Origin of the sequence: Novosphingobium terrae (assembly GCF_017163935.1) — a bacterium.
Lineage (GTDB): Bacteria > Pseudomonadota > Alphaproteobacteria > Sphingomonadales > Sphingomonadaceae > Novosphingobium > Novosphingobium terrae.
The window spans coordinates 2,222,440-2,246,188 of sequence record NZ_JABVZR010000001.1; the positions used below are offsets into that span (position 1 = coordinate 2,222,440).

Sequence of the window (23,749 nt, forward strand, 5' to 3'; positions counted from 1 at the left end):
CTCTGCAATCGATAGCCGCCTTGCCGGGCCAAGGAACCTTGAAGCTACGCCGGACTGCCCGGCACGGTGATGGCGAAGCCGTTCAACGTCATCGAGACGAAGCAGTAATGCCCGACGAGATAGATCAGCTCGTTGGCTCCCGGCTGCCCAAAGCGCTCGACGGCAAGACCGTAGAGCGGGTCTGGCAGCGGCCCACCGCGCAGCAACGCCCGCGTCACGTCGAAGGCGGCGGCCTCGTCGGCATCCAGATCGACTGGCCGCTCCCCGGCTGCAAGGGTAGCGATTCGCGCCTCGCTCATGCCATGCTTGCCGATAGCCACTGCGCCATGGGCATAGATCTCGTAGGCCGCTCCGAAATGGGCGCCGACTGCCAGGATTGCGATCTGCCGAGCTGGATCGGGAATTCGACGTTCCTTGGTCATCGCCTGCGTCGCGCCCCAGAACGCCTGGCCCAGGACCGGATCATGAAGCCAGGCATTCCAGGGGCCGAGCAAGGCGCCATCTTCGCGGGTGGTGATGAATGAGGAATACTTTGCGGCGACGCCCGCTGTCATGGCCTCGAACAAGCCTCGCTGCTCAGCGGTGATGTCGGATGGTGCGATCGGTGGCAGGCGCATGTCGTTCTCCTCACGCCTCTTGCTCTGGCTCGGCAGGGCGCGCCGCCGCAGCATGCCGAGAACATGCACCTGGTCATTGTCGGGGAAGAATGTGTTTAGGAAGAATGCGACGAAACATTGAACCGGAGGAACCCATCGCCGATCACTCCTTCTCCGATCGTCTCCATCTGCTGAGGTAGGCGACACGACCCGGCACTCGCAGCGAAACTCTGGTGCCCTGTCCGACCCCGCTCTTGATTTCGAGGTTGGAGCGAAGGCGGCCCGCACGCTCGCGCATTCCGATAAAACCGAAATGGCCGTCACGGCTTCCTTGCTTCAAGATCAAGGGATCTACCCCGGTGCCATCATCGGCGATCTCGACCGTCAGCGACCAGAATCGATAGTCGACGAGGACCGTAACCTGCCGTGCATTTGCGTGACGGCTGGCATTTGAAAGCGCTTCCGCCACGATGGCTACAAGCTCGTCGGCCACCACGGTGCGGACATCCCGCGGGTTGCCAGAGATGAGCATAGAAGCCGAACCTTCGGCAATTATCGATCTCAGGCGCACCACGAGGTCGCTGGCCGGGACCTGCCCGCGCAGGTTTCGAACCCGCTCACGGCTTTCCACCATGATGTCGTCGCTGCGTTCCAGCGCCCCAACGATCATAGTCTTCGCCTTCGACTCCGGGGGCAGGATTTCAGACACGGCCTGGAACCGCATCACCAGGCCCTGAACGCCCTGTAGCAAAGTATCGTGCAGTTCCCTCGCGATCCGCTCTCGTTCCTCCAGCTGTGCTTCGACGCGATTGCGCGCCTTCTCGGCAAGGCTGTTCACCCGCCATCTCACAATGCCGGCGAGCAGGATGAGAACCAGCAAAACCAGTCCCGCCTTGAACCACCAGGTCTGGTAGTAAAATGGCTCGATCACGATGTTGAGCACCGCACCGTTATAGTTCCAGACGCCGTCGCCATTCGCAGCGATGACCTGAAAGCGATAGGTTCCGGGACGCAGGCTGTTGTAGTCCGCCTGTCGGCGGTCGCCTGCCGTGATCCAATCGCCATCGATGCCGGTCAACCGATATCGGAACTGGTTGGCAACGGCATCTTTCAGGCTCAGGGCGGTGTATTCGATCGAAATGTGCTGCGTGCCGGCTGGGAGAACCAGCTCTGCCTTTTCGAGAGGCACGGATTGCCCGTTCGCGGTGAGTGTTCGAATGGTGACAGGTGGAGCTAGTTCGTTGCGCTGGAGATATCGTGGATCGAGCCAAGCAAGGCCGCGGTTTGTCGCGAACCAGAGCAGGCCCTGCCTATCCTGGGCGATGTCGCCCATATCGTAACCGTTCGACCTGGCGCGAATTCCCTGGTCATGGCCAACCGAGAAAGCCAGAATTGGCGAGGCTGGGCTCTTGAAGGCAGCGTCAAGGTCCTTGGACAGGATGCGCACGATGCCCTGCGAACTGATGATCCAGGTGCTACCTTCCGCGGTTGTCAAAATGCCTGAAACATTGGCGAAGAAGGGATGGCTGCGATCATCCAGCACCTCGAACTTCTTACCATCGAAACGCGCAAGGCCATGCTCCCCGCCTATCAGCATCCCCCGAGCGTCAGGAGTAATAGTCTTGATGAACCCCACGGGGATGTCACGCCCCTGCCACAGGTTCTTGATCACGCCTCCATGTAACAGCTTCAGTCCCTGCAGCGCTCTGTAAGACAGGAGGTCCCCGGGCATGGGTGATCGCATCAGGGTCGCGTGGCTCAGCCCGGTGATTGCTCCGTGGAGCAACGAAATGCGTCCTTCGTGCCATTCATAAAGATCATCGACGACGGAAAACCACCATCCCCCTCGCCCATCTGGTGCGCAGGCCGTGGGAGCGACATGGTCAGGTCTTTCGATCATCGCATTTACCGTCCTGCCGGACGACCATTGAGCCATCGTCCTGGTGGTGATGACCAGGACCCTGCCATCTCGGTCAATGCAGCCGTTACCTATGATTCCGGGCAACTTCTCGGCAATCTCAACGTTGCGCCGGGCTTCCCCCAGCTTATAGAGCGCGGCCCCGCCGCCGAAATAAACGGTCGCCCCAGGCTCTTTCTGGAAGAAACGGGTAACTGGAGCGGGCACGTCGGACACGATGTTGACGTCTGCAGAGACGAAGCGATCCAGTCCGCCTTCGCTGCCGACCCACACATTGCCTTCACGATCTTCGTAGACCGATTCCGAGACTCCGCCGCTGATGCCTTCAAATCCTGGCACGATCTGTCTGGAAGAGTTCCCCTGCTTGATCTTGGCGAGCGCTTCAGCCGTAATTCTGACAAGCCCCTTTTCCTGTCCTGTGATCCACAGGTTACCTCCGTGATCGACGAGCAATCTCCTCTTCTGGTAGAAGAGCTTGACTGGCGAGAGCGGAAGCCTTCCGCCAGTCCCGTCGAGGAGCCGCAGGGAGCGATTGTCGGCAACCCAGATTCTTCCGTCCTTGCCTTGGGCAAAAGCCGGAAAAATCGCCATATCGGTCGCGATTTCGACGGGCTTGTCGGTATTAGGCGCAATCCGCAGAGCCGAGTCGCCCGAGACCACGAGCAGACTTCCATCTCGTTCCGGCATTGCATTCATGAGCATCTGCAATGGAATATCGGCTCCCGGCTCATACCAGTGCCACTTACCCCGGAGGTTATAGCGCAAGAGGGGGCCAAGGGCACTGCGCGACACGAACCAGATTCTACCATCTCTGGTCTCTTCGATCGCTATGACCGAACCTTTCGGAACGCGATCATTGGCACTGAGCAGGCGGCCATGACGATAGCGTCCGATGCCACCATAGTCATAGCCTACCCAGAGATCGCCATTGCTGGCCGCTAGCAGCGCCGTCACCTGCAGCGAGCGGGCAGGATCTCGATCGGAAGGTTCGACATGCTCGAAGCGGATGCCATCAAACCTGTAGAGGCCTGTCGCCGTCCCCAGCCAGAGAAAGCCATCGGGCGTTTGCGCGATCGCCATGATGTTCGCTGGTGCGCCATCGCCGACCGTCCAGCGCGTATGGCGCAACTCCTCGAGCGACTGTCCAGCCTGCGCCGTGCCGGCACCCGTGCAAATAAGCGTGAGCGTCAAGACCAGCAGAGAGCAATATGCTCGGCAGAGGAGCCGCCGACTTAGCAGGAAACGGAGAAATTCAGCCACCTGCATCCTACCACCTTGCCTCAGATAACGCGATGATACTGTTTTCCTTGCAAGGCTATCTTCACGCGTCAATTCGAATCCAACCCTTCCAGATAGGCATGGATCGCCTGAACGACGACGGAGCCCTCGCCGACACCGGACGCGACCCGCTTGACCGAACCCGCCCTGACGTCGCCGACGGCCCAGATGCCGGGTTTTTCCGTCGCGTAAGGGGAGGCCACCGGCCGCCCCTCATGGTCGCGACCGGTCAGCACGAAGCCCTTCTCGTCGAGCGTCAGGCAGTCCTTCAGCCACTGTGTGTTGGGTTCGGCGCCGATCATCACGAACAGAGCCCCGCAGGCAATCGTCGTGATCTGCCCGCTGCGCACATCCCGCCACGACACATGCTCCAGCGCCACCTCTCCCTCGACCCCGGTGATTTCGGTTAAGGGGTGGAGGGTGATCTTAGGAGAAAGGGCGATCCTCTGCACCAGATAGTCCGACATCGTGGAGGCCAGTCCATCCTTGCGGACGAGAATGTGGACATGCCCGACATGCCTGGAGAGAAAGACCGCTGCCTGTCCTGCCGAATTGCCCCCGCCGACCACGATCACCTCCCGATCGCGGCATAGCTTGGCCTCCATGGCGGTCGCCGCATACTGGATGCCCGCGCCCTCGTAGGCGTCATAGCCAGGCACCGTCAGCCTGCGATAGCGCGCGCCCGTCGCAATCACCACGGAAAGGGCGCTCACAACCTGTCCGTCCTCCAGCTCCAGCCGATACGGATGGCTGGAGCAGTCCAGCGCCGTCACCGTGCGGGATACGGCGATACGCGCGCCGAACTTCTGCGCCTGCACCTGCGCGCGACCGGCCAATGCCTGTCCGGAGATGCCGGTCGGAAAGCCGAGATAATTCTCGATACGGCTGCTCGTTCCCGCCTGCCCGCCGGGCGCCAGTCCCTCGATCACGACCGTCCGAAGGCCTTCGGATGCCGCATAGGTCGCCGCGGCCAGACCGGCTGGGCCGGCCCCGACAACGGCGAGATCCCAGACGTCGGCTTCGTCGAAGCGGTCTGTCAGGCCAAGGCTGTCGGCAAATTCCGCCGTCGTCGGATTCCGCAGGACCTTGTGATCCGGTGTGACGACGGCAGGAAGATCCCTCAGCTCCAGTCCGAATTCCTGCAGATTGTCGACCGCCAGAGGATCCGCGCTGGTGTCGAGCAGCTTGAGAGGATAGCCGTTTCTGATCGCGAACCGCTCGAGCCGCAACGTATCCGCCGAGGCTGCCGGCCCGATCAGCGTGATCCCGGCCTCGCCGTGATGGAGGAACCCCATGCGCCTCAGGATGAAGGCACGCATGATGATCTCGGCAAGGTCGGGTTCGCCCGCCAGCATGCGACGGAAGGCATGGGCCGGCACACGTATGACCCGCGATGCGGTGAGTGCCCGCGCCGAGACCAGGAGCGCCCGCGAACTGACATGATCAAGCTCGCCGCTGAACTGACCATTGCGATGGACTGTCAGCAGCCTCTCGTCGCCCTGCCCCTCGCCTGCATGGAAGATGCCCACCTCGCCCGAGAGGATCAGGAAGAAGTCGGCCTGGCGCTCGCCGCGGGAAAAGAGCACGGCTCCGGCATTGAGCCGCTCCTCCGCCCCGTAGTTCCGGGCCCGGGCGATCATCTCGCCTGATAGGACCGGGAATATCTGCGCAGTCCGCGTGTAGGGATCGACCTCTTCCTGCACGATCATCACCCCTGACCGGCCCAGCCCTCGAGGAACTCGAGCAGCAGGGCATTGACGGCTTCTGGACGTTCCTCATGCGGAAGGTGCCCGCAGCGCTCGATCGGCACAGCGCGCAGATTGCTCGCCATCTCGCCCCAGACCTTGGGCATGTCGAACATCTCCCCCACCGCTCCAAAATTCGCACCCCACAGGGCGAGGGTCGGGCAGGCGATCTTGACGTCGGCGTCCTCGAGGTCCTGAGCGACATCCTCGGCGTTGGCGCGATAGTCGGCCATGGCGCCACGGACAGCCCCCGGCGCGCGATAGGCGCGGACATAGGTGTCGAAGGCCTCGCCGCTGATGGCCGCCGGATCATAGGCCCAGTCCGAGAAGAACCAGCGGAGCCATTGTTCCTCCTTGCCCGCGATCAGCGTCTCGGGAAGGTCTGGAATGAGGTGGAACAGGAAGAACCAGTAGGCCTTGGCGATGCGCGCATCGATCTCACGGGCCACGATGCGGGTGGGAACGTTATCCATCACCACCAGCCGGTCGACCCGTTCGGGATAGTCCTTGGCGAAGCGGGTCGCGACACGTGCGCCCCGGTCGTGTCCGACCAGCGCGATCTTCTCGATGCCGAGCTTGTCGAGCAGGGCGGCAAGGTCACGCGCCATGTTGCGCTTGTCATATCCGGACGCGGGCTTCTCGGTCTCGCCATAGCCGCGCAGGTCCGGCACGATGAGACGATAGAGTTCCCCCAGGACCGGGATCTGGAAGCGCCAGGCGAAATTGGTCTCGGGAAAGCCGTGCAGCAGCACGACGGGCGCTCCCTCGCCCGCGTCGATATAGTTCTGGCGGATGCCGTTGGCACGGACGGTATGGTTTTCCAGACGGATCATGGCTGCATCCTGTTGAGGGTGTAGTTGACGGGAACCCATTCGAAGCTGTCCGCGCCGTTCCGGCGGATGTGCCCGATGCCGGGAAACGAGATATGTGCCCCGGCAACCAGCCAGCCCTCGGCTGCGGCGCGCGCCATCAGCTTCTCGCGGGCGGCGATCGCCATCGGCACGTTCCAGTCATAGCGGATCGCCACCTTCGGCTTGGGAAACTGGACCGGCGCCATGTGGACGGTATCTCCCCAGAACAGCATCGACTGGCCGCCGTCCTGCAGAAGATAGACGGTATGTCCCGGAGTATGGCCTGGCGCCGCGATCGGCGTCAGACCCGGAAGCAGCGCGGCGCCGTCGTCGAAGAGCTTGACCCTTCCGCTCTGCTGGTATGGAAGCACGACCTTTTGCACTGCCGGGAAGAACGGCTTGAGCAGATCGTTGACGCTCGCCTGGTTGCGATTGTCCAGCCAGAATTCCCCATCCTTGCGGGAAATGTGGATGATGGCTTTGGAGAAGACCGGCTGGCCGTCGAGGACCAGCCCGCCGACATGATCCTCATGGAGATGGGTGATGAAGACGTCGTCGATCTGTTCCGGCGTGTAGCCAGCCGCCAGGATCGCCCTCTTGAGGCCTCCGCCGTCCTTTCCATAGAGGTTGCCCGCGCCTGAATCGATCAGCACCAGACGCCCGTCCATGTTGACGAGGAAGGCGTTGATCATGCCTTCATAGCGAAGGGGAAGGAATGCGTCCTTCAGCGTCCCTGTCACCTCGTCGATCGTCGCACCCACGGCCACCTTGTCGGATGGGAAGGGGTGCGTGCCGTCGAGCAAGGCCGTCACTTCGAAGCGACCCACGAAAAGCCGGAAATAGCCGGGGGCCTGACCGCCCACCTGCGGGGTCGCAGGCGCAGCCGCAGGAGAGGCCTGCTGCGCCGTGGCGGGGGACGTCAGCGCAAGCGCGAGAGGCGCTGCGGCAAGCAGGATAGAGGCCCTCACTTGCGGGCAGCGACCGCTGCGACCGCCTCCTCGATCACCGCCGCGACTTCGCGCGGATGAGACAGCAGCGAGACGTGGCCCGACTGCAGGACCGTGGTCTTGGCCTTCATCTGCGCCGCCAGATCACGTTCCATCTGCGGATTGATGACCCGATCGTTCGCGGAGACGACATACCAGGACGGAACCGTCCGCCATGCAGGCACGGTGACCTTGTCGCCGAAGGTGCTGGCGGCCAGCGGCCCCTGGGTGACGAACAGGGTGCGCGCTTCCTCACGCGTCAGATCGGGCGCGAAGTTGTCGATCATCCCCTGCTCGGTCTGGCGAAGGAAGCCGTGCCCGTCGTCCCAGATCGTGCCGAGCGCCGGTGTCTTGGCATAGGCGCCGACCAGATCCCCGCCGGTCTGGCCTTCCTTGTTCGCGAAGGCGGCGACATAGACCAGCGCCTTCACCTTGGGGTCGGTGCCCGCTTCCGTGATGACCGTGCCCGCCCAGCTGTGACCGACCAGAACGACCGGTCCCGTCGCGTCTGCCAGAACGCGCTTCGTCGCCTCGACGTCGTCATGCAGAGAGGTCAGCGGGTTCTGCACGCCCAGGACGCGGATGCCCTTGGCCTGCAGCAGGGGAATGACCTTGGACCAGCTCGAACCGTCGGCCCAGGCGCCGTGCACCAGGACGACGGTGGGTGTGGACGCAGCGGCCTCGGCAGTCGCAGTCTGCGCGATCGCCGAGCTGGGCACTGCGGCTGCCAAGGGGAGAGCTGCCAACGCGAGGGCAAGGGGAAGGCGGGTGGAGGTCATGGTCTGTGATCTTTCTGAATTGCGGAAGAGGGGCGGCCGCCACGCCGGACGGAACCGGGGGGAGCGACCGGAATCGAAGGAATGCAGCCCTGCGGCCATCGCGCCGCAGGCCGAGGATCAGCCCTTGATGAAGGAGAGAATATCCGGATTGAGGACATCGCCGTTGATCGTGAGCATGCCATGCGAGAGGCCGGGGTAGATCTTGAGGCGGTTGTTCGGCACGAGCTTGGCCTGCAGCAGCGAGGCGTCCTTGAAGGGCACGATCTGGTCGTCGTCGCCCTGCAGGATGAGCGTGGGAACCTTCATCGCCTTGAGATCGGCGGTCTGTTCGGTCTCCGAGAAGGCCTTGATGCAGTCGTAATGCGCCTTCGCGCCGCCCATCATGCCCTGCCGCCACCAGTTCTGGCGCACGCCCTCGATGACCGGCTTGCCCGGACGGTTGAAGCCGTAGAACGGGATCGGCACCTGCCAGTAGAAGTCGGCGCGGTTCGCCGCCAGCTGGGCCCGGAAGCCGTCGAACACCGAAAGCGGCAGGCCGCCGGGATTGGCAGGGGTCTGCACCATGATCGGCGGCACGGACGCGACCAGCACGGCCTTCGCGACGCGGCCCTCACCGTAGCGGGCGACATAGCGCGCGACTTCGCCCCCGCCCGTCGAGTGACCGATGTGGATCGCATCGCGCAGGTCCAGCTTCTTGACCACCGCATCGACGTCGGCCGCGTAGGTGTCCATGTCGTTTCCGGTCGCGGTCTGCGAGGAACGCCCGTGACCGCGACGGTCCATGGCGATCACGCGGTATCCCTTGGCCAGGAAATAGAGCATCTGCCCGTCCCAGTCATCCGCGCTCAGAGGCCAGCCATGGTGGAAGAAGATCGGCTGACCGTGCCCCCAGTCCTTGTAGTAGAGCCTCGCCCCGTCGGCGACGGTCACATAGCCTTCGCCACCGGGACCCGAGGACGATTCGACCGGTGCGGCGGATGCGACCTGCGGCATGGCACCGACCATGCTGGCGGCACCCACCGCCATGCCGGCTCCGGCCAGAAGGCTCCGCCGGGAGAAATCGGCGAACTGGTCGCCGTTGTCATCAGAATTGAGCATGATCGCCTCCTTGTTCCTACAGGAGGCGATGTGGACCTTCGGGCGTCTCCGCGATTGTCGAAGCCGATGATGATTGGCACGAAACGCACGTGTTGTCGCATCGCGGCTTTAAGAGCCGAAGCGGAAGGGCCACATCCATCTTTTCCCAGCTCTGGCGAGAACCGGGACGGTGAGCGCGACCCTAGTTCCATGCGGTGCGATCCGCTCGACCGACAGCGTCCCGCGCAGCTTCGCGGCCCTCTCCTGCATCCCGACCAGCCCGTAATGGCCCTCGCGGCGCAGCGCCCTTATCGTTTCTTCAGCCATGCCGATACCATCGTCCGTGACGGTGATGGACATCCGTCGACGGTTGAATGTCGTCTCCACGGCGATGGTCCGAGCGCTGGCGTGCCTCTCGACGTTGGCCAGGGCCTCTTCCACGATGGCGATTGCTTCCTCGATGCACTCCATCTCGAGATCCGGCGGAGACCCCAAGCTCGTGACCTTCACGACAAAGCCCTGATCGCGATAGCTCGATGCGAGAGTCTCGAGCCGACTGCTCAAATCGGCAGCCCCCGCCGACGATCGCAGGTCGCGCACGCGATCGCGGGCCTTCACGAGCACGTCGTCGCCGCGCACGAGGGCTGACTCGATCATCGTATGGGCTTCCGATCCCGCCTGGACCTTCAGGGCCACGGCCTGAAAGCGCATCATCAGGCCATGGAAGCCCTGCAGGAGCGTGTCGTGCAACTCGCGGGCGATCCGCTCGCGCTCGACTGTTCGGGCTTCGAAACCGAGACGGGCCCGCCGCACCTCACCCCTCGAATGCCAGAGCACGGCGTAGAAAAGCAGTCCGCACAGCCCCAGCCCCAGCAGCACGCGGAACCACCACGTCTGCCAGAAGAACGGAGGGACCGTGAAATCCAGGCCTGCCCCGGTCGTGTTCCAGACGCCGTCGACACCCGCCGCCGCGACCTGGAAGTGGTAGCTCCCCGGCGCCAGATTGACATAGGCCGCCGTTCTCCCGTGCCCGGCCTCGACCCATCCTTCGTCCGCCCCGTCGAGGTGATAGCGGTAGCGGTTGTTGCGCGGATCGATGAGACTCAGGGCGGCGTAACGGATCTCGACACGGCTGACGCCCTTGGGAACCTGCAGATCGCCCGGAGGCTGGATACGTCCATCCACGCTCACCTGCGTGATGCTGACCGGAGGCGGAAGGCCGGGCTTCATTCGCCTAGAGGGATCGATCCGCACCAGCCCCTGGTTTGTGTTGAACCAGAGCTGGCCGGAGCCGTCCGTCACGGCGTCCGAGGCGATATAGGCAAGCAGCCGCGAGACGACCCCTTCCCCCGCGCCGACCGCCTGCGGCTCGACCGTGTCTCCCGGACGGTCGAATGCCCGCTCAAGCTCGGCCGTGGGCAGGCGCATGATGCCCTGGTCGCCGATCAGCCAGCTGTCGGCCCCTTGCCGCACCAGGCCCGTGACGTTCTGCAGCCAGGGATAATCTCCTGACGAAAGAACCACGATGCGCTTGCCGTCATATCGGGCGAACCCGCCATCGCCGCCGAAATAGATGAAAGGGCCGTCCTGCTTCACCAGCTTGATGAAGCCAATCGAGATGTCGCTGGCTTTCCAGATCACTTTCGCCGCGCCGCCGGAAACCAGCAGGACGTCACCGAGAGGACGCAGCGAGATCATGCCATCCGGCTTGAGTGGAACGAGCTGCTGCCCGCCTGCAAGACCGGGCTGCATGTCGAGACGGCTTCCGTCCCACCGGAAGACGCCCAGAGGGGGTGTCGTTTCCCAGTAAGCCCCCTGGCCGTCGATCCCGCAGCCCTGCACCGGATACTGACTGGAGGCGAAAGGAAGAGTGCGCAGCTTTCCATTCTCGATCAGGACTTTCGTCTTTCCACCGACGAATGCGACCTTGCCGGTGCCGGCACATGCCATTTCAAGATCGCGAGCAGGGTGCAGAAGCCGCAGACGTCCCTGCGAAACCTCATACCCGCCCTGATCCGTGACGAAGTTGAAAGCACCGCCGCCCGGCGCCGCCCGGACAAGCCCGCTGCGGATGGTCCCCGGCACCGGAAAGGGCGTAATGGCCGACACATCATAGCGATCGAGCCCCTCGCTCGAGCCGCCCCAGATCGTTCCCTCGCGGTCCCGGAACAGGGTTTCGATCGATGATGCGCGCGTGTCCGGATGCATGCGGCCCGGATCGGCGGCACCGGCGATCCGCAGGCCGCCGTCTCCCCCGGCGATCCACAGCGACCCCTGATGGTCGAAGAGCAGCCCCGTCTGTCCGAAGGTGCGTCCGCCGAAGGTTCCTGAAAACGCGGCCGGGCCATTCTGTTTGCCCGCGACCTGGCGCAGGCCTGCCTGGCTGTGAACCCAGAGCCGCCCCGCCTCGTCTTCGGCGAAGGAAGGCACCATGCCGATATCGAAACCTTGCCTCTCAAGTCTTCGAGAGCCAGGCGCCATACGGTAGAGATGCGGATAGGTCGCGAGCCACAATGCACCGCCGTGATCGAGATAGAGCGTCTGCAGCATCTCATCGGGTAGACCGTCCTTGACGCCGGTAACGTGCCAACGACTGCCGTCGAAATGGAGCAGGGCAGATCCGAAGGCGCTCTGTGCCAGCGCCCAGACATCGCCGCGAGGCGAAGTGACGATGCTCACGATCCGACCGTGCGCTGTCAGGCGGTCGGCGGGATGCAACGCACCGTCTCGATAGAGGGCGATCCCTCCGTAATCGAAGCCGACCCATAGTTCCCCGCGCGGGCCCGCAGCCAGAGCCGTGATCAGATTGGAATGAGGGCGTCCGGACTTCAGGGAGGCTACGCGCTCGAAGCTGATGCCATCGAACCGGTAGAGACCGCTGCTGGCCCCAAGCCACAGGAAACCGTCGGCGGTCTGCGCGATAGCTCGGATGCTGATCGGCGCGCCGTCGCGTGGGGACCAGTGCGTGTGGCGGAAGCCGCTGACGTCCTGCGCATTCAATGGACTCGCCTGAGCGCAGAACATGCCGCATGCGGCCGCGAAGACGGCTATCCGATGGAAGCCACGCATGAATGGCTTATCATGTATCAAGAGCAGGCCCCCCGGCGCGAACGGCGACAACGTTCGGGAAGCGTCTATGGCATAGGGAAGACCGCCGACAAAATGCTTCCTTGGTAGCACGCGTCTCCCAGGCAGACTTGTGGAAGTCCGACTGGCTGGGGAAAATAAGGGGGCCGACACGGTCAGCGCGAAAAAGGCCAAATCTCTCAGCCACCTTGCTTCCCGTTCGCTTTGAGCATGAATGACCAAAAGAAGGCACGGGCTGCCAATCGCCTGAAGCGCAGGTCCAACATGGTTGGCCGCGTAACGCCCCTGCCCCCCTCCTGCGATGGAATTACGCATGCACGCCCCTGCCTCCACCACATCGGACCCGGCGCCCTTGCTGCGCGACCTTCAAGGAATTGTCGGCAGTCGGTATCTGCTGACCGGGGACCGCAAGACGGAGCGCTATCGCACCGGCTTTCGTTTCGGTTCCGGCAAGGCCCTGGCGGTGGTCGTGCCAGGAAGCCTGGTGGAACTCTGGAAGCTGGTGAACGCCTGCGCCAAGGCAGGCGTCATCATCATCATGCAGGCGGCGAACACGGGCCTCACGGGCGGCTCGACCCCGGACGGCGACACCTATGACCGCGATATCGTGATCATCAGCACCACGCGGCTGCAAGGCATCCAGCTGATCCGAAGGGGAACCCAGGCGATCTGTCTCCCCGGCTCGCGCCTGTTCGAACTCGAGGAGCTGACCGCCAAGATCGGCCGGGAGCCCCATTCGCGTATTGGATCCTCGTGCATCGGCGCATCGATCCTGGGCGGCATCTGCAACAATTCGGGCGGAGCCCTGATCCATCGCGGGCCTGCCTACACCGAAATGGCTCTCTATGCCCGCATCACGCCGGAGGGCGGGGTGGAACTGGTCAATCATCTGGGCGTCGCGCTCGGCAACGAACCTGAGGCCATGCTCGCACGCCTGGACGCGGGCGATCTCGACGAGGGTGCCATCAAAGACGACGCCACGAGGGCATGTTCCGATCATGGCTATCAGCAGCATGTCCGTCAGGTGGATGCAGATACGCCGGCGCGCTTCAACAACGATCCGCGACATCTCCACGAGGCTGCTGGAAGCGGTGGCCATGTGGTGGTGTTCGCCGTGCGGCTCGACACCTTCCCGCGCGAGGACGACATCGTGGACTTCTACGTCGGGACCAACGATCCCGCCGAATTGACCGCGCTGCGACGGACGATCCTCACCACCTTCGCCGAACTGCCCATCCAGGGAGAATACATCCATCGGTCGGCGTTTCGGCTGACCGAACGCTATGGCAAGGACACCTTCCTGGCCATCCGTTACCTGGGCGCCAAGCATCTGCCGCGTCTCTTCGCCCTCAAGGGGCGCTTCGATGCCTTTTTCGGCCGGCTGTCATGGGGCCCCCACGATCTCTCCGACCGCATCATGCAGGCGGCCGTAGCGCTCCTGCCACGCCATCTTCCGGAGCGGATGCGGGATTTCGACCGGCGCTTCGAACACCATCTCATGCTGCGCATGGGTGGGAAAGGCATCGTCGAGGCCCGCACGCTGCTGTCGCAGGTTTTTCCGACCCGGACCGGGGAATGGTTCGAATGCACCAAGGACGAGGGCGAGAAGGCATTCCTTCATCGCTTTGCCGTCGCAGGAGCCTCGATCCGGTATCGGGCCCTTCATCGCGATCTGGTCGCCGACATCGTCGCGCTCGATGTCGCCCTGCGGCGCGACGATCAGGACTGGAACGAGCACCTGCCCGAGGACATAGCGCGCAGGATCGTAGGCATCAGCACCTGCGGGCACTTCTTCTGTCACGTCTTCCACCGTGACTATTTCCTTAAGAAGGGCGAGGACCCAGTCGCCTTCGAGCATGCGATGCTTCGCCTGCTCGACACCCGTGGTGCCGAATACCCGGCCGAGCATAATGTCGGCCACCTCTATCCGGCCAAGGAAGCACTGAAAGAGCACTACCGCGCGCTCGATCCGACAAACAGCCTCAACCCGGGTATCGGGCTGACGTCGAAATTGGCCAACTGGGCCTGAACGCTGTCCATAAGCTCCCGACGGCCATCGCAAAGTCGATCTGCACGCTCTACAGGCAGACCGGATTAGACGATGGCGCCGTGCCACCATCGGCTCGCTACCGATGTGCCACGATCCTCGAAGATCGTATTAAGACGAGATCACAAGTGCTTGAAACGTCCAGCGCATCTCCTGCTCATCGCAACTGCCAGTCTTCCCAGATGGCGACGTTCGCATGAACCAGCCAGTAGCCCGCTATCGCTTTGGAAGTTTTTCCCTGCTTCTTCCCCACTTGACGCTCAGCCGTGATGGCGAACCGGTCAAGCTGGGCGGACGGGCGCTCAATCTCCTGGCTGCCCTTGCCGAAGCGGGTGGCGGCCTGGTCCCGCGGGACGATCTGCTGGCCAGGGTCTGGCCCGGGCAGACGATCGATGAGAGCGCGATCCGCGTGCATCTGTCGGCTCTGCGCAAGGCTCTCGCGCAGGACGGAGATGGTGGCAGCGTCATCGTCAACGAGGCGGGTCGGGGATACCGCCTAGCCTTGCCGGTCACGCGCGAACTGGAGCAGCCGAAGGATGCTCTTCCCGATCAGCCTGTGGCCAGACGCTCCGCCGCTCCCCAGCTTCCCATTCGGGTTGGCGCCATCTGGGGCCGCGACAGCACCATCGAAAGCCTCGTCGAGGAACTCGATCGCCAGCGGTTCATCACGATCGCCGGGCCGGGAGGCATCGGCAAGACCACCGTGGCGCTGGCCGTCGCGGCCCATCTGGCGCAATCCGGCCGATCCGCCACCTGGTTTGTCGATTTCGCTCCGATCAACGATCCTGCCTCAGTGGCCAGCACCCTTGCCACCACCCTTGGCCTTCCTGCGGTAGGGCATGATCCGATCGATGCGATCTCGCTGGCGCTGGAAGGCGAACCGACCCTGCTTCTGTTCGACAACTGCGAGCATGTCGTCGATGCCGCCGCGATCATGGCGGAGGAACTTCTCCGCCGGCTGCCGTCGCTTTCGCTGCTGACGACAAGCCGCGAACCGCTTCGGGCCGAGGGCGAGTGGGTGCATCGGCTGGCGGCTCTCGATGTGCCGCGCGAGCAGTTCGCCGACGACGTGGCACACGCCATGGCCTTTCCCGCGATTGCGCTCTTTGTGGAGCGAGCGAGAGCGGCCAACGCGTCCTACGACCTCACCACACGGAACCTGACCTCGGTCATCGAGATCTGCCGGAGCCTGGACGGCATTCCCCTGGCGATAGAGCTGGCCGCCGCCCGCAGCGACCTGATGGATCCGGCGATGATCGCCGAGGGGCTCGACGACCGCTTCGGTCTTCTTACGCGTGGTCGCCGCACGGCCCTTCCCCGTCACCAGACCTTGCGGGCGGCACTCGACTGGAGCTACGCCCTGCTCGCCCCTTCAGCGCAGCGCCTGCTGGACAGGCTCGCACTGTTCCGGTCCGGCTTCGATTCCGAGGCAGCCTTGACGATGGCGTCAGGTGCCGGACTGAAGCTCGCCGCAGCCCGCGATGCCCTGTCAGACCTCGTCGCGAAATCCCTGGTCAGCACCGCGACGAACGCTCGGGGAATGCATTTTCGCCTTCTCGATACCACCCGCCATTACGGCCTCGATCGGCTCGAAGAGAGCGGGGAGGATCATGCGGCGAGAGGTGATCACGCGCGCTATCTCCTCTCGCATTTCGCGAACAGTGCTACCGCGTGGGAAGGAAAAGCCCCCCGCGACTGGCTGGCGGCCTACAGCGGCTCTATCGACGATGCCCGCAGCGCATTGGCGTGGGCGAGCCAGCGCGACGGTGACCCTTCCCTGGCGGTCGAGCTGGTCATCGCCAGTGCCCCGCTCTGGTTCCACCTGTCTCTCCCGAGAGAGTTCCTGGACAAGGCGGAGGCCGCGATCCAGGCGATGGAGCAATCGGGCAGTTCCGGAAATCATGTCGATGACGCTCGCCGCATCGAACTGCTCGCGAGCTATGGCCATGCCCTGTGGCATACACGCGGCCCCGTTCCCGCAATGGAGGCGGCGTTTGCCCGCGCTCTGAGCCTGGCCGAGGCGATGGGCGATGACGCTCTGGTCATGCGCACGCTCTGGGGCGTGTGGGCCCACCGGATTCTGGCGGGCGACTATGTCGAAAGCATCGCACTGGCCGAGCGCTTCGTGGCTCTGACAGGCATCGACGGCGCTCTGGCCAACCGCCAGACCGGAGCCCACATGTGCGCCCTCTCCCGGCATTTCTCCGGGGATCATGCGACCGCTCTGAAATTGCTGCATGAAGTCCTTGCGGGTGACGCGGCGCCGGAGCGAGCCAATCACGCCAACCACGCCCAGGTCGACGGCAAGATCGCCGCCATGAGCCTGCTGATGCGGCTGGAATGGCTCCGAGAGGGTGGCGACCTGCAAGCGGCCATGGCGATGGCGCGCGAATGCGCCCAGGACGCGATGGAAATCGATCATGCACTTTCGGCCTGCTACGGTCTGGCGGTGGGCTGCATTCCGGTTGCGATCGCGGCGGGAGAACTTGACCTGGCACGCGCATGGATTGCAGCGATGGCCGTCCATACCCTCCGCCATGGTCTGGATCACTGGCACACCTTCGTCATCGGCTACGGCAAGGCATTGGAAAATGGCCATGCGTATCAAGACAATACGAGCGGAATGCAGTCCGACATGTTCGCGGTCGCGACCGGTGATACCGGTCAGGTGATGTGGGCGCGAAATCTGGCGCCCTTGCCTTAACATCTCTTCGCGACACTTCACTCACGCCCTTCGGCGGGCGGCGCCATCATGGCTCCATCGAACCGGTCATCGGGACCGGCTCTGCAGGAGCAAACCAATGAACGCCCCCGCCAGCCATGCCATGCCCCAAGGCGCTGCCCCCTTCGCTGCCCTCGCCGCCATGCTCGAGGACGCCGCCGGGGCGATCGACCGTGACATCGCCTTCGCCCGTGACCGCATCGCCGCCGTGCGCGACCTCCTGCTGGGCCGGCCCGCCAAGCCGGTCGAGATGCCGACCACCGGCGGCCTTGCCCCCTGGCAGGCGCGAAAGGTCATCGCGCATATCGATGCCCACATGGAGGATACCATCACCAACGACGAGCTGGCCTCCCTCGTCCGCCTGAGCTGCGGCCACTTCTGCCGCGCCTTTCGCAACACCTTCGGCGTCACGCCGCATGCGTTCGTGATGCAGCGTCGCGTCGACAATGCCTCGATGATGATGATCCGCAGCGCGGAGCCGCTGGCAGCGATCGCCGCGGCCTGCGGCTTCACCGATCAGGCGCATCTGAGCCGTCTGTTCCGCCGCGTCAAAGGGTTCTCGCCCGCGATCTGGCGCCGCCAGCACATGTCCGCATCCGTCATGCTGGCCGCCTGAGGAGCATGGACCCCATGTCCGAAACACGTCGTCCGCTCGAGCCGCTTGGCGACAGGCTCCTCACTCCAGGCGTCTGCCATCCCACCCTTGACCCGATGGTCCAGACGTTTCTCGACCGCTATGCGGAAGGAGCGTTGGAGGCCTTGCCGTATTGCAGTCCGGACAGGCAGCCTCATCTGCTGCTCCCGGCCCGAGAGAAGAGCCGGCCTCTTCCGTTTCTCGTCTATCTCCAGGACATCGCTTCGCCGTCCCGCGAGCAATTCCTACAGCTGCTTGCCGATCAGGCCGGCCTCGCCGTTCTGCTTCACACCTTTTCTCCCGAGGCTGGCTGGCAGGCGATCGACAGCAGCCTTCAGGAGGAATTGAATCTGCTTGCGGAACAGGGCCCGCGACAGGGCATCGATCCCAGCCGGCTGATCCTGGCGGGTGACGGTCTGGGGGCGCTGGTCGCGGCGGGATTTGCCAGCCGCAGGGGCAATGGACATCGACGTCCCATTCTCATCGTGCTGGCGACGCCTCTGCTCGATCCCCCAGCGGCCGGATATTGCACGGAATGGCTTCCGACGACTGAGGCCATCGCTCAGGCGGAGATCGCCGCACCGCTTCTCGATCCCGATGGGTGGCCTGCACGTTTTGCGCGGCCGAGGCTGCAGCGGATGCCACCGACTGTGCTGATCACGGCGGAAATGGATCCGTTTCGAGATGGCGCCGAAGCCTTCGCTCGCCGGTTGATGGCAGCTGAAATGGAGGTTTCGGCGAGCCGATTGCTGGGAACGATCCATGATTTCACCTGGCTGCCCGGCCTTGTCGATGCCTGCGCCACGCTGAACGCACGGCAGATCATCGTCGGCGCTCTTGGAGCCGAACTGCCGACCGAGAGCTGAAAGGAGGTCTGCCATGCCGCTTCCCCTCACTTTTCTCCCTCGCCGGCGACCTGATGCACGCGAGCGGGCGGATCGCAAGCGCCCGCCGCTGCATCACATCGCTACGACAGTCTTCGAACTGGTGGTCGGGGCTGTCGTCGGAAGCGACATGGCACCGTTCGTTCGCCCCTGGCTGGCTTGCTCCGCCAGCTTCCTGAGGAACCGCACGATTACACCGTGGCGAAGCGTCGCCTGATCGGCCCGGACGATTGCCCCCGCTTATCCGACCGATGGAAAAGCTGAGAAAACGGGCCGAAGCGTCATGATGATCCGGTCGGCCCATCGTCTCCGCATAGGAGCATCGAGTTTCTGTCGTCCTTCGTTCAGACTCCCTTCGTTAACCTAGGCCGCAAGCTGAGAGGGAGATCGATATGAAATCTGCTAGGCATGGCGTGCTGGCTCTAGCCTTCCTGGCCGCCGCAGGCACCGCGGCGTGGGCCAGTGTCGACCGATCGCCTCCGCCCGGCGGAGTATACCGCCTGAAGCCGGGACTATACGTTGCGACGTCATCGAGCTGCGAAGCGCCTGCCAATGCCGCGATCCGGCGATATGACGGCAAGGGCATCAGCAGTGCTCACAGCCATTCCTGCAGCGCAAAGATCGTGTCCCGGAAGGAAAGCACATATGTCGTCCGCCAATCCTGCATCTCGGCAGGCACAGGTCCCGCTCCCCGTTTCGAGGAACGGCAGGTGGTGACTGTGCGCGATGCCCTCAACTTCTCCGTGAAGACGCAGGGGCCAACGACCTCCTACCGATACTGCGCGGCATATCAGCTTCCTGCCGAACTCAGGGAATATGCAAAGTGAGACAGAAGACTTTCTGGTTTCTGGCACCTGCAGCAGTGCTGAGCCTTGCCGGCTGCACCTCGGCGACAGCGCCCCGCACGGCGCCGCCTCCGCCCGCCGAGGCTGCGATCACGATCTCGGTCGGTCCCTGCTTCGGCTTCTGCCCGGTCTATTCGGTGATGGTGAGCTCCAGCGGCACCATCTCCTTCGAAGGCGAGCGACATACCGCTGCCCTTGGCAAGCATCAGCGGGAGGGCGGCGCCGCGTCATATAGCGCGCTTGCGGCGGCGCTGGCCCCTTTCCGCCCCTCGCAGGGGACCGTGGCCCGAACGACATGCGAGCAGCAGATCACCGATCAACCCCATTACGACATCAGCTGGACCGCGAACGATGGAACGGTGACGAAGCTGCAGCACGATAGGGGCTGTCGTTCTCCGAAAAACGATACATTGAATGCGGTCCTGCAAGATCTGCCCGACCAGCTTGGGATCGAGCCGTGGGCACGGCAGCTCACGCGCCCCGGGGTGTCGCGCGGCTGAAAAAGGTCATGACAATCTGGAGTGTGTCCTTGCCGCTGACACGCCGGGCGATTGAGGCCCGAAAGGCGCAGATATTCATAAGCAGGCCGGCTCTCGGCCTGCGACAGCCCGACGCAATCCATGCCACGCCGGGACCATCGCTTCCCATTCGGAGGCCAGCCGGGACGATCGCCTTCCGATTGCTACGGCGATCGTCCCGACCGACAAACTTCGTCGTTCAGGCCGGGTGGATCATGTCCCGCGCATAGTCGAGGCCGATGCCATATCCGCCACCGTGATCGACCACGATCGAGCGGGCCGCCTCATAGGTGTCGTGCCGAGTCCAGTCGCGCTGAAGTTCGAGGAGCAGCTGGAGCCAGGACGTCATGACGGCGCCCGCCTGCTCGAGGCGGCGGAGTGCCGCCGCATGGCTCTCGGGCGTGAGGCCGCCACATGCATCGGCGACGACGCGAACCTCGTAGCCTTCGACCAGGGCAGACAGCGCCGGGAAGCTGACGCAGGCCTCCGTCAGCAGCCCGGCGATCACGAGCGTCCTGCGCCCGGTCGCCAGGACGGCTGCACGTGCGGCTTCGTCTTCCCAGAGGTTCATGTTCCGACGCTCGATCGGAACCACGTCCGGAAGGACCTGGCGCAGCGGTGGCATGAGCGGGCCGCTGTAGACTTTCGAGGCCGAAGTGCTGACGATCACCGGAATGTCGAAGGCCTGAGCGATCCGGGCGAGAGCCACGGCATTGCTGCGAAGTCCCTGCCGGTCCGCGGAGCCTGCGGCGAACGCGAGGCCCGCCTGCTCGTCGACCAGGATCAGGGCGCAGTCTTGGGGGGTGAGCAAGGTATGGGGCGTCATGATGTGAACCTCGGTTGTTTGCCTGCCGCCCGGCTAGCCCACCACGCCCTCGTCGTTCTTGTCGATTGGCACGGTTTCTTGGACAGGCCGGTGGCGCCGAACGATGCCGGGGAAATATGGCCCGGCCGCCGGTTTTCATGTTCGTCCCGTCCAAGAACGGGAGCTGCCTGCCCGTTACGGTCCCGTTGCGGCGAAGCCGGGGTTCAGCCGAACCGCTCCCCCTTGTGCCGACAGGCTCGGAGGCAGACCATCCGTGCTCTGGCCATACCCCCCATATTGCCCCCCAGGAGTTATCAGCATGTCGAAACAGACGATCGCAGACGTAATCGCCTCCACTCTGGCCGATGCCGGAGTCGAACGGATCTGGGGCGTCACCGGCGACAGCCTCAACGGCCTCAACGAGAGCCTTCGCCGCATGGGGACCATCGACTGGATGATGACTCGGCACGAGGAAGTGGCCGCCTTCGCCGCCGGTGCGGAAGCCGGACTGACCGGCAAGCTGGCGGTCTGTGCCGGATCGTGCGGCCCGGGCAATCTGCATCTCATCAACGGCCTGTTCGACTGTCACCGCAATCACGTGCCGGTGCTGGCGATCGCGGCGCACATCCCGTCATCCGAGATCGGGCTCGGCTACTTCCAGGAGACCCATCCACAGGAGCTCTTCCGAGAATGTAGCCATTTCGTGGAACTGGTCACCAATCCAAAGCAGATGCCGGAGGTCCTGCACCGCGCCATGCGTGCCGCCATCGGCAAGAAGGGCGTCGCGGTGATCGTGATCCCCGGCGACATCGCGCTTGCTCCAGCGCCCGATGGTGGGCCGGCTACCTTTCCAGCTCTGGTTGCGCCACGCATCGTTCCCCGCACCGAGGAGATCGATCGGCTGGCGACCCTGCTCGATGAATGCTCGACCGTGGCGCTTCTGTGCGGCGCTGGATGCGAGGGCGCCCATGATCAGGTCGTCGCACTGGCGGATCGCCTCGGAGCCCCGATCGTTCATGCCTTGCGGGGCAAGGAGCACGTCGAATGGGACAATCCCTTCGATGTCGGCATGACGGGACTGATCGGCTTCTCGTCCGGCTATCACGTCATGGAGAACTGCGACGTGCTGCTGATGCTGGGGACGGACTTCCCCTATCGAAACTTCTATCCGGCGCGGGCCAAGATCATCCAGGTCGACCATGATCCCGCGCAGTTGGGCAAGCGCGCCTCACTTGCCCTCGGCGTGGTGGGTGACGTGCGCGAGACGATCGAGGCTCTGTTGCCTCGCCTTGCGCACAATAAGGATCGGAGCTTCCTGGAAGCATCGCTCGACCACTACGTCGAGGCCCGCCGGGGCCTCGACGCGCTGGCCACGCCGGACAAGCCTGGAAGGCCGGTCCATCCGCAGTATATCGCCCGCCTGCTGAGCGACATGGCCGACGATGATGCCATCTTCACCGCCGACGTCGGGACGCCCACGGTCTGGGCGGCTCGCTATCTCCAGATGAACGGCAAGCGGCGGTTGCTGTTCTCGGCCAATCACGGTTCCATGGCCAATGCCCTGCCGCAGGCACTGGGCGCGCAGGCCGCGTTCCCGGACCGCCAGGTGATCTCCCTTTCCGGGGACGGCGGTTTTGCCATGTCGATGGGTGACTTCCTCAGCCTCGCTCAGCTCAATCTGCCGGTCAAGGTGGTGATCTTCGACAACAGCCTGCTCGGCTTCGTCGCCATGGAGCAGAAGGCAGGCGGCTACCTTGACGTCAACGTGCAGCTCAAGAACCCCGACTTCGCGGCCATCGCCCAGGCCTGCGGCGTGCTGGGCATTCGCGTCGACGACTCGGATGGCTTGGAAGACGCGCTGCGCCGCATGCTCGACCATGACGGCCCCGCACTCGTGGACGTCAGGACCGCCTCGCAGGAGCTGGTCATGCCGCCTGCGATCAAGCTCGAACAGGCCAAGGGCTTCAGCCTCTACATGCTCAAGGCGATCATGAACGGCCGCGGCGATGAGATCATCGAACTGGCCCGCACGAACCTGAGGCGCTGAACCGCGCCGACGCACGCCTCGTTCAGACCGTGCAAATTTGCCCTGCTTCGGGTCACGTTCATCCAAGACCCGAAGCCGGGTTCGGCGTCAGAAGAGGCCTCGAACGAAGCTGCATGACAGCATGTTCCCCCGCCTCTCTCCCTCCCCCTTTCGGGGGAACGGACGCCACCCCGGAAGGACGATCCCCATGCCTATCACCGCGACCCCCACCCCCGGCAAATCGCTGATCTCGCCCACCGATCACATCCTGCTGCTGATCGACTTCCAGTCGCAGATGTCGTTCGCCACCAAGTCGATCGCGCCCGAATTGCTGCGCAACAACGCTGCCCTCATCAGCCGCGCCGCCAAGTCCTTCGACGTCTCGACGATCCTCACCACGGTGGCGGAAAAGAGCTTCTCGGGTCCGATGTTCGACGAGATCAAGGAAGCCTTCCCCGGCCAGGCCATGCTCGACCGCACCTCGATGAACACCTGGGAAGACGCCGGCGTGATCGAGGAAGTGAACCGCATCGGCAAGGAACGCCTGGTGTTCGCCGGCCTCTGGACCAGCGTCTGCATCGTGGGACCGATCGCTTCGGCCATCGACCAGGGCTTCGACTGCTACTTCATCGCCGATGCCTGCGGCGACATCTCGGCGGAAGCCCACGAGCGCGCCTGCCAGCGCATGATCCAGCTGGGCGCCAAGCCGATGACCTCGCTCCAGTATATGCTGGAACTGCAGCGCGACTGGGCTCGCACCGAGACCTACGATTCCACCACCGGAATCGCGAAGAAGTGGGGCGGTGGTTATGGCCTCGGCATCACCTACGCCAAGACCATGTTTGGTGCCTCGGAAGGCGGGCATTGACCTTCCAGGCCGTCCCATGAGCCTCCGGCGCCGGAACGCACGCCACCCCGATCCCCCCGCACCCGTTCCGGCGCCCCCTTTCA

General features: G+C 64.0%; 16 protein-coding genes. 7 read left to right on the forward strand and 9 right to left on the reverse strand.

What is annotated here, in order from left to right; translation table 11 throughout:
* Nucleotides 1-44: 44 nt before the first annotated feature.
* The 8 genes from HGK27_RS10110 to HGK27_RS10145 form a co-directional block, all read right to left on the reverse strand.
* Nucleotides 45-617 (reverse strand): carboxymuconolactone decarboxylase family protein, encoded by a 573-nt coding sequence (locus HGK27_RS10110; RefSeq protein ID WP_206240408.1) that lies wholly within the window; start codon nucleotides 615-617, stop codon nucleotides 45-47.
* A 142-nt stretch (nucleotides 618-759) separates the two neighbouring features.
* Nucleotides 760-3,774 carry a sensor histidine kinase gene (locus tag HGK27_RS10115; RefSeq protein WP_206240409.1) on the reverse strand — a complete coding sequence of 1,005 codons (3,015 nt, stop codon included), beginning with the start codon at nucleotides 3,772-3,774 and terminating at the stop codon, nucleotides 760-762.
* A 68-nt stretch (nucleotides 3,775-3,842) separates the two neighbouring features.
* The gene (locus HGK27_RS10120) at nucleotides 3,843-5,501 is read right to left on the reverse strand and encodes an FAD-dependent oxidoreductase (RefSeq protein ID WP_206240410.1); all 1,659 of its coding nucleotides are present in this window, start codon (nucleotides 5,499-5,501) and stop codon (nucleotides 3,843-3,845) included.
* Nucleotides 5,501-6,370 (reverse strand): alpha/beta fold hydrolase, encoded by an 870-nt coding sequence (locus HGK27_RS10125; protein WP_206240411.1) that lies wholly within the window; start codon nucleotides 6,368-6,370, stop codon nucleotides 5,501-5,503. Before HGK27_RS10125 ends, HGK27_RS10120 begins: the two co-directional genes overlap by 1 nt.
* Nucleotides 6,367-7,251 (reverse strand): MBL fold metallo-hydrolase, encoded by an 885-nt coding sequence (locus HGK27_RS10130; protein ID WP_241127016.1) that lies wholly within the window; start codon nucleotides 7,249-7,251, stop codon nucleotides 6,367-6,369. The genes HGK27_RS10125 and HGK27_RS10130 overlap by 4 nt, the downstream gene beginning before the upstream one ends.
* A 101-nt stretch (nucleotides 7,252-7,352) precedes the next feature.
* On the reverse strand, nucleotides 7,353-8,153 hold the full coding sequence (locus tag HGK27_RS10135) for an alpha/beta hydrolase (RefSeq protein ID WP_206240413.1): 801 nt from the start codon (nucleotides 8,151-8,153) through the stop codon (nucleotides 7,353-7,355).
* 117 nt (nucleotides 8,154-8,270) lie between these two features.
* Nucleotides 8,271-9,146 carry an alpha/beta fold hydrolase gene (locus tag HGK27_RS10140; RefSeq protein ID WP_206243023.1) on the reverse strand — a complete coding sequence of 292 codons (876 nt, stop codon included), beginning with the start codon at nucleotides 9,144-9,146 and terminating at the stop codon, nucleotides 8,271-8,273.
* 213 nt (nucleotides 9,147-9,359) lie between these two features.
* Nucleotides 9,360-12,299, reverse strand: a complete 2,940-nt coding sequence (locus tag HGK27_RS10145; RefSeq protein ID WP_206240414.1) for a sensor histidine kinase — start codon at nucleotides 12,297-12,299, stop codon at nucleotides 9,360-9,362.
* Between the two features lie 331 nt (nucleotides 12,300-12,630).
* Here HGK27_RS10145 and dld point away from each other — a divergent pair, with 331 nt between their 5' ends.
* The 5 genes from dld to HGK27_RS10170 all read left to right on the forward strand — a co-directional run bounded on the left by dld (nucleotide 12,631) and on the right by HGK27_RS10170 (nucleotide 19,949).
* The gene (gene dld / locus HGK27_RS10150) at nucleotides 12,631-14,346 is read left to right on the forward strand and encodes a D-lactate dehydrogenase (RefSeq protein ID WP_206240415.1); all 1,716 of its coding nucleotides are present in this window, start codon (nucleotides 12,631-12,633) and stop codon (nucleotides 14,344-14,346) included.
* A 214-nt stretch (nucleotides 14,347-14,560) separates the two neighbouring features.
* Nucleotides 14,561-17,068, forward strand: coding sequence for an ATP-binding protein (locus HGK27_RS10155; protein WP_206240416.1), 2,508 nt, complete (start codon nucleotides 14,561-14,563; stop codon nucleotides 17,066-17,068).
* 97 nt (nucleotides 17,069-17,165) lie between these two features.
* Nucleotides 17,166-17,702 (forward strand): helix-turn-helix domain-containing protein, encoded by a 537-nt coding sequence (locus HGK27_RS10160; RefSeq protein WP_206240417.1) that lies wholly within the window; start codon nucleotides 17,166-17,168, stop codon nucleotides 17,700-17,702.
* A 14-nt stretch (nucleotides 17,703-17,716) separates the two neighbouring features.
* Complete coding sequence (locus HGK27_RS10165; RefSeq protein WP_206240418.1) at nucleotides 17,717-18,586, forward strand: alpha/beta hydrolase fold domain-containing protein; 870 nt, start codon at nucleotides 17,717-17,719, stop codon at nucleotides 18,584-18,586.
* 841 nt (nucleotides 18,587-19,427) lie between these two features.
* Entirely contained in the window at nucleotides 19,428-19,949 is a 522-nt protein-coding gene (locus HGK27_RS10170; protein WP_241127018.1) for a DUF6438 domain-containing protein, read from the forward strand.
* A 217-nt stretch (nucleotides 19,950-20,166) separates the two neighbouring features.
* Here HGK27_RS10170 and HGK27_RS10175 read toward each other — a convergent pair whose 3' ends face one another.
* A complete protein-coding gene (locus HGK27_RS10175) occupies nucleotides 20,167-20,793 on the reverse strand; it encodes a hydrolase (protein ID WP_206240419.1) in 627 nt (208 codons plus the stop codon).
* A gap of 298 nt (nucleotides 20,794-21,091) precedes the next feature.
* On the opposite strand from HGK27_RS10175, the gene poxB reads away from it, so the two are divergent.
* Nucleotides 21,092-22,819: a ubiquinone-dependent pyruvate dehydrogenase gene (gene poxB / locus HGK27_RS10180; RefSeq protein WP_206240420.1), complete on the forward strand. Its 1,728-nt coding sequence runs from the start codon at nucleotides 21,092-21,094 to the stop codon at nucleotides 22,817-22,819.
* A gap of 187 nt (nucleotides 22,820-23,006) precedes the next feature.
* A complete protein-coding gene (locus tag HGK27_RS10185) occupies nucleotides 23,007-23,666 on the forward strand; it encodes a hydrolase (protein ID WP_206240421.1) in 660 nt (219 codons plus the stop codon).
* The last annotated feature ends 83 nt before the right edge of the window (nucleotides 23,667-23,749 follow it).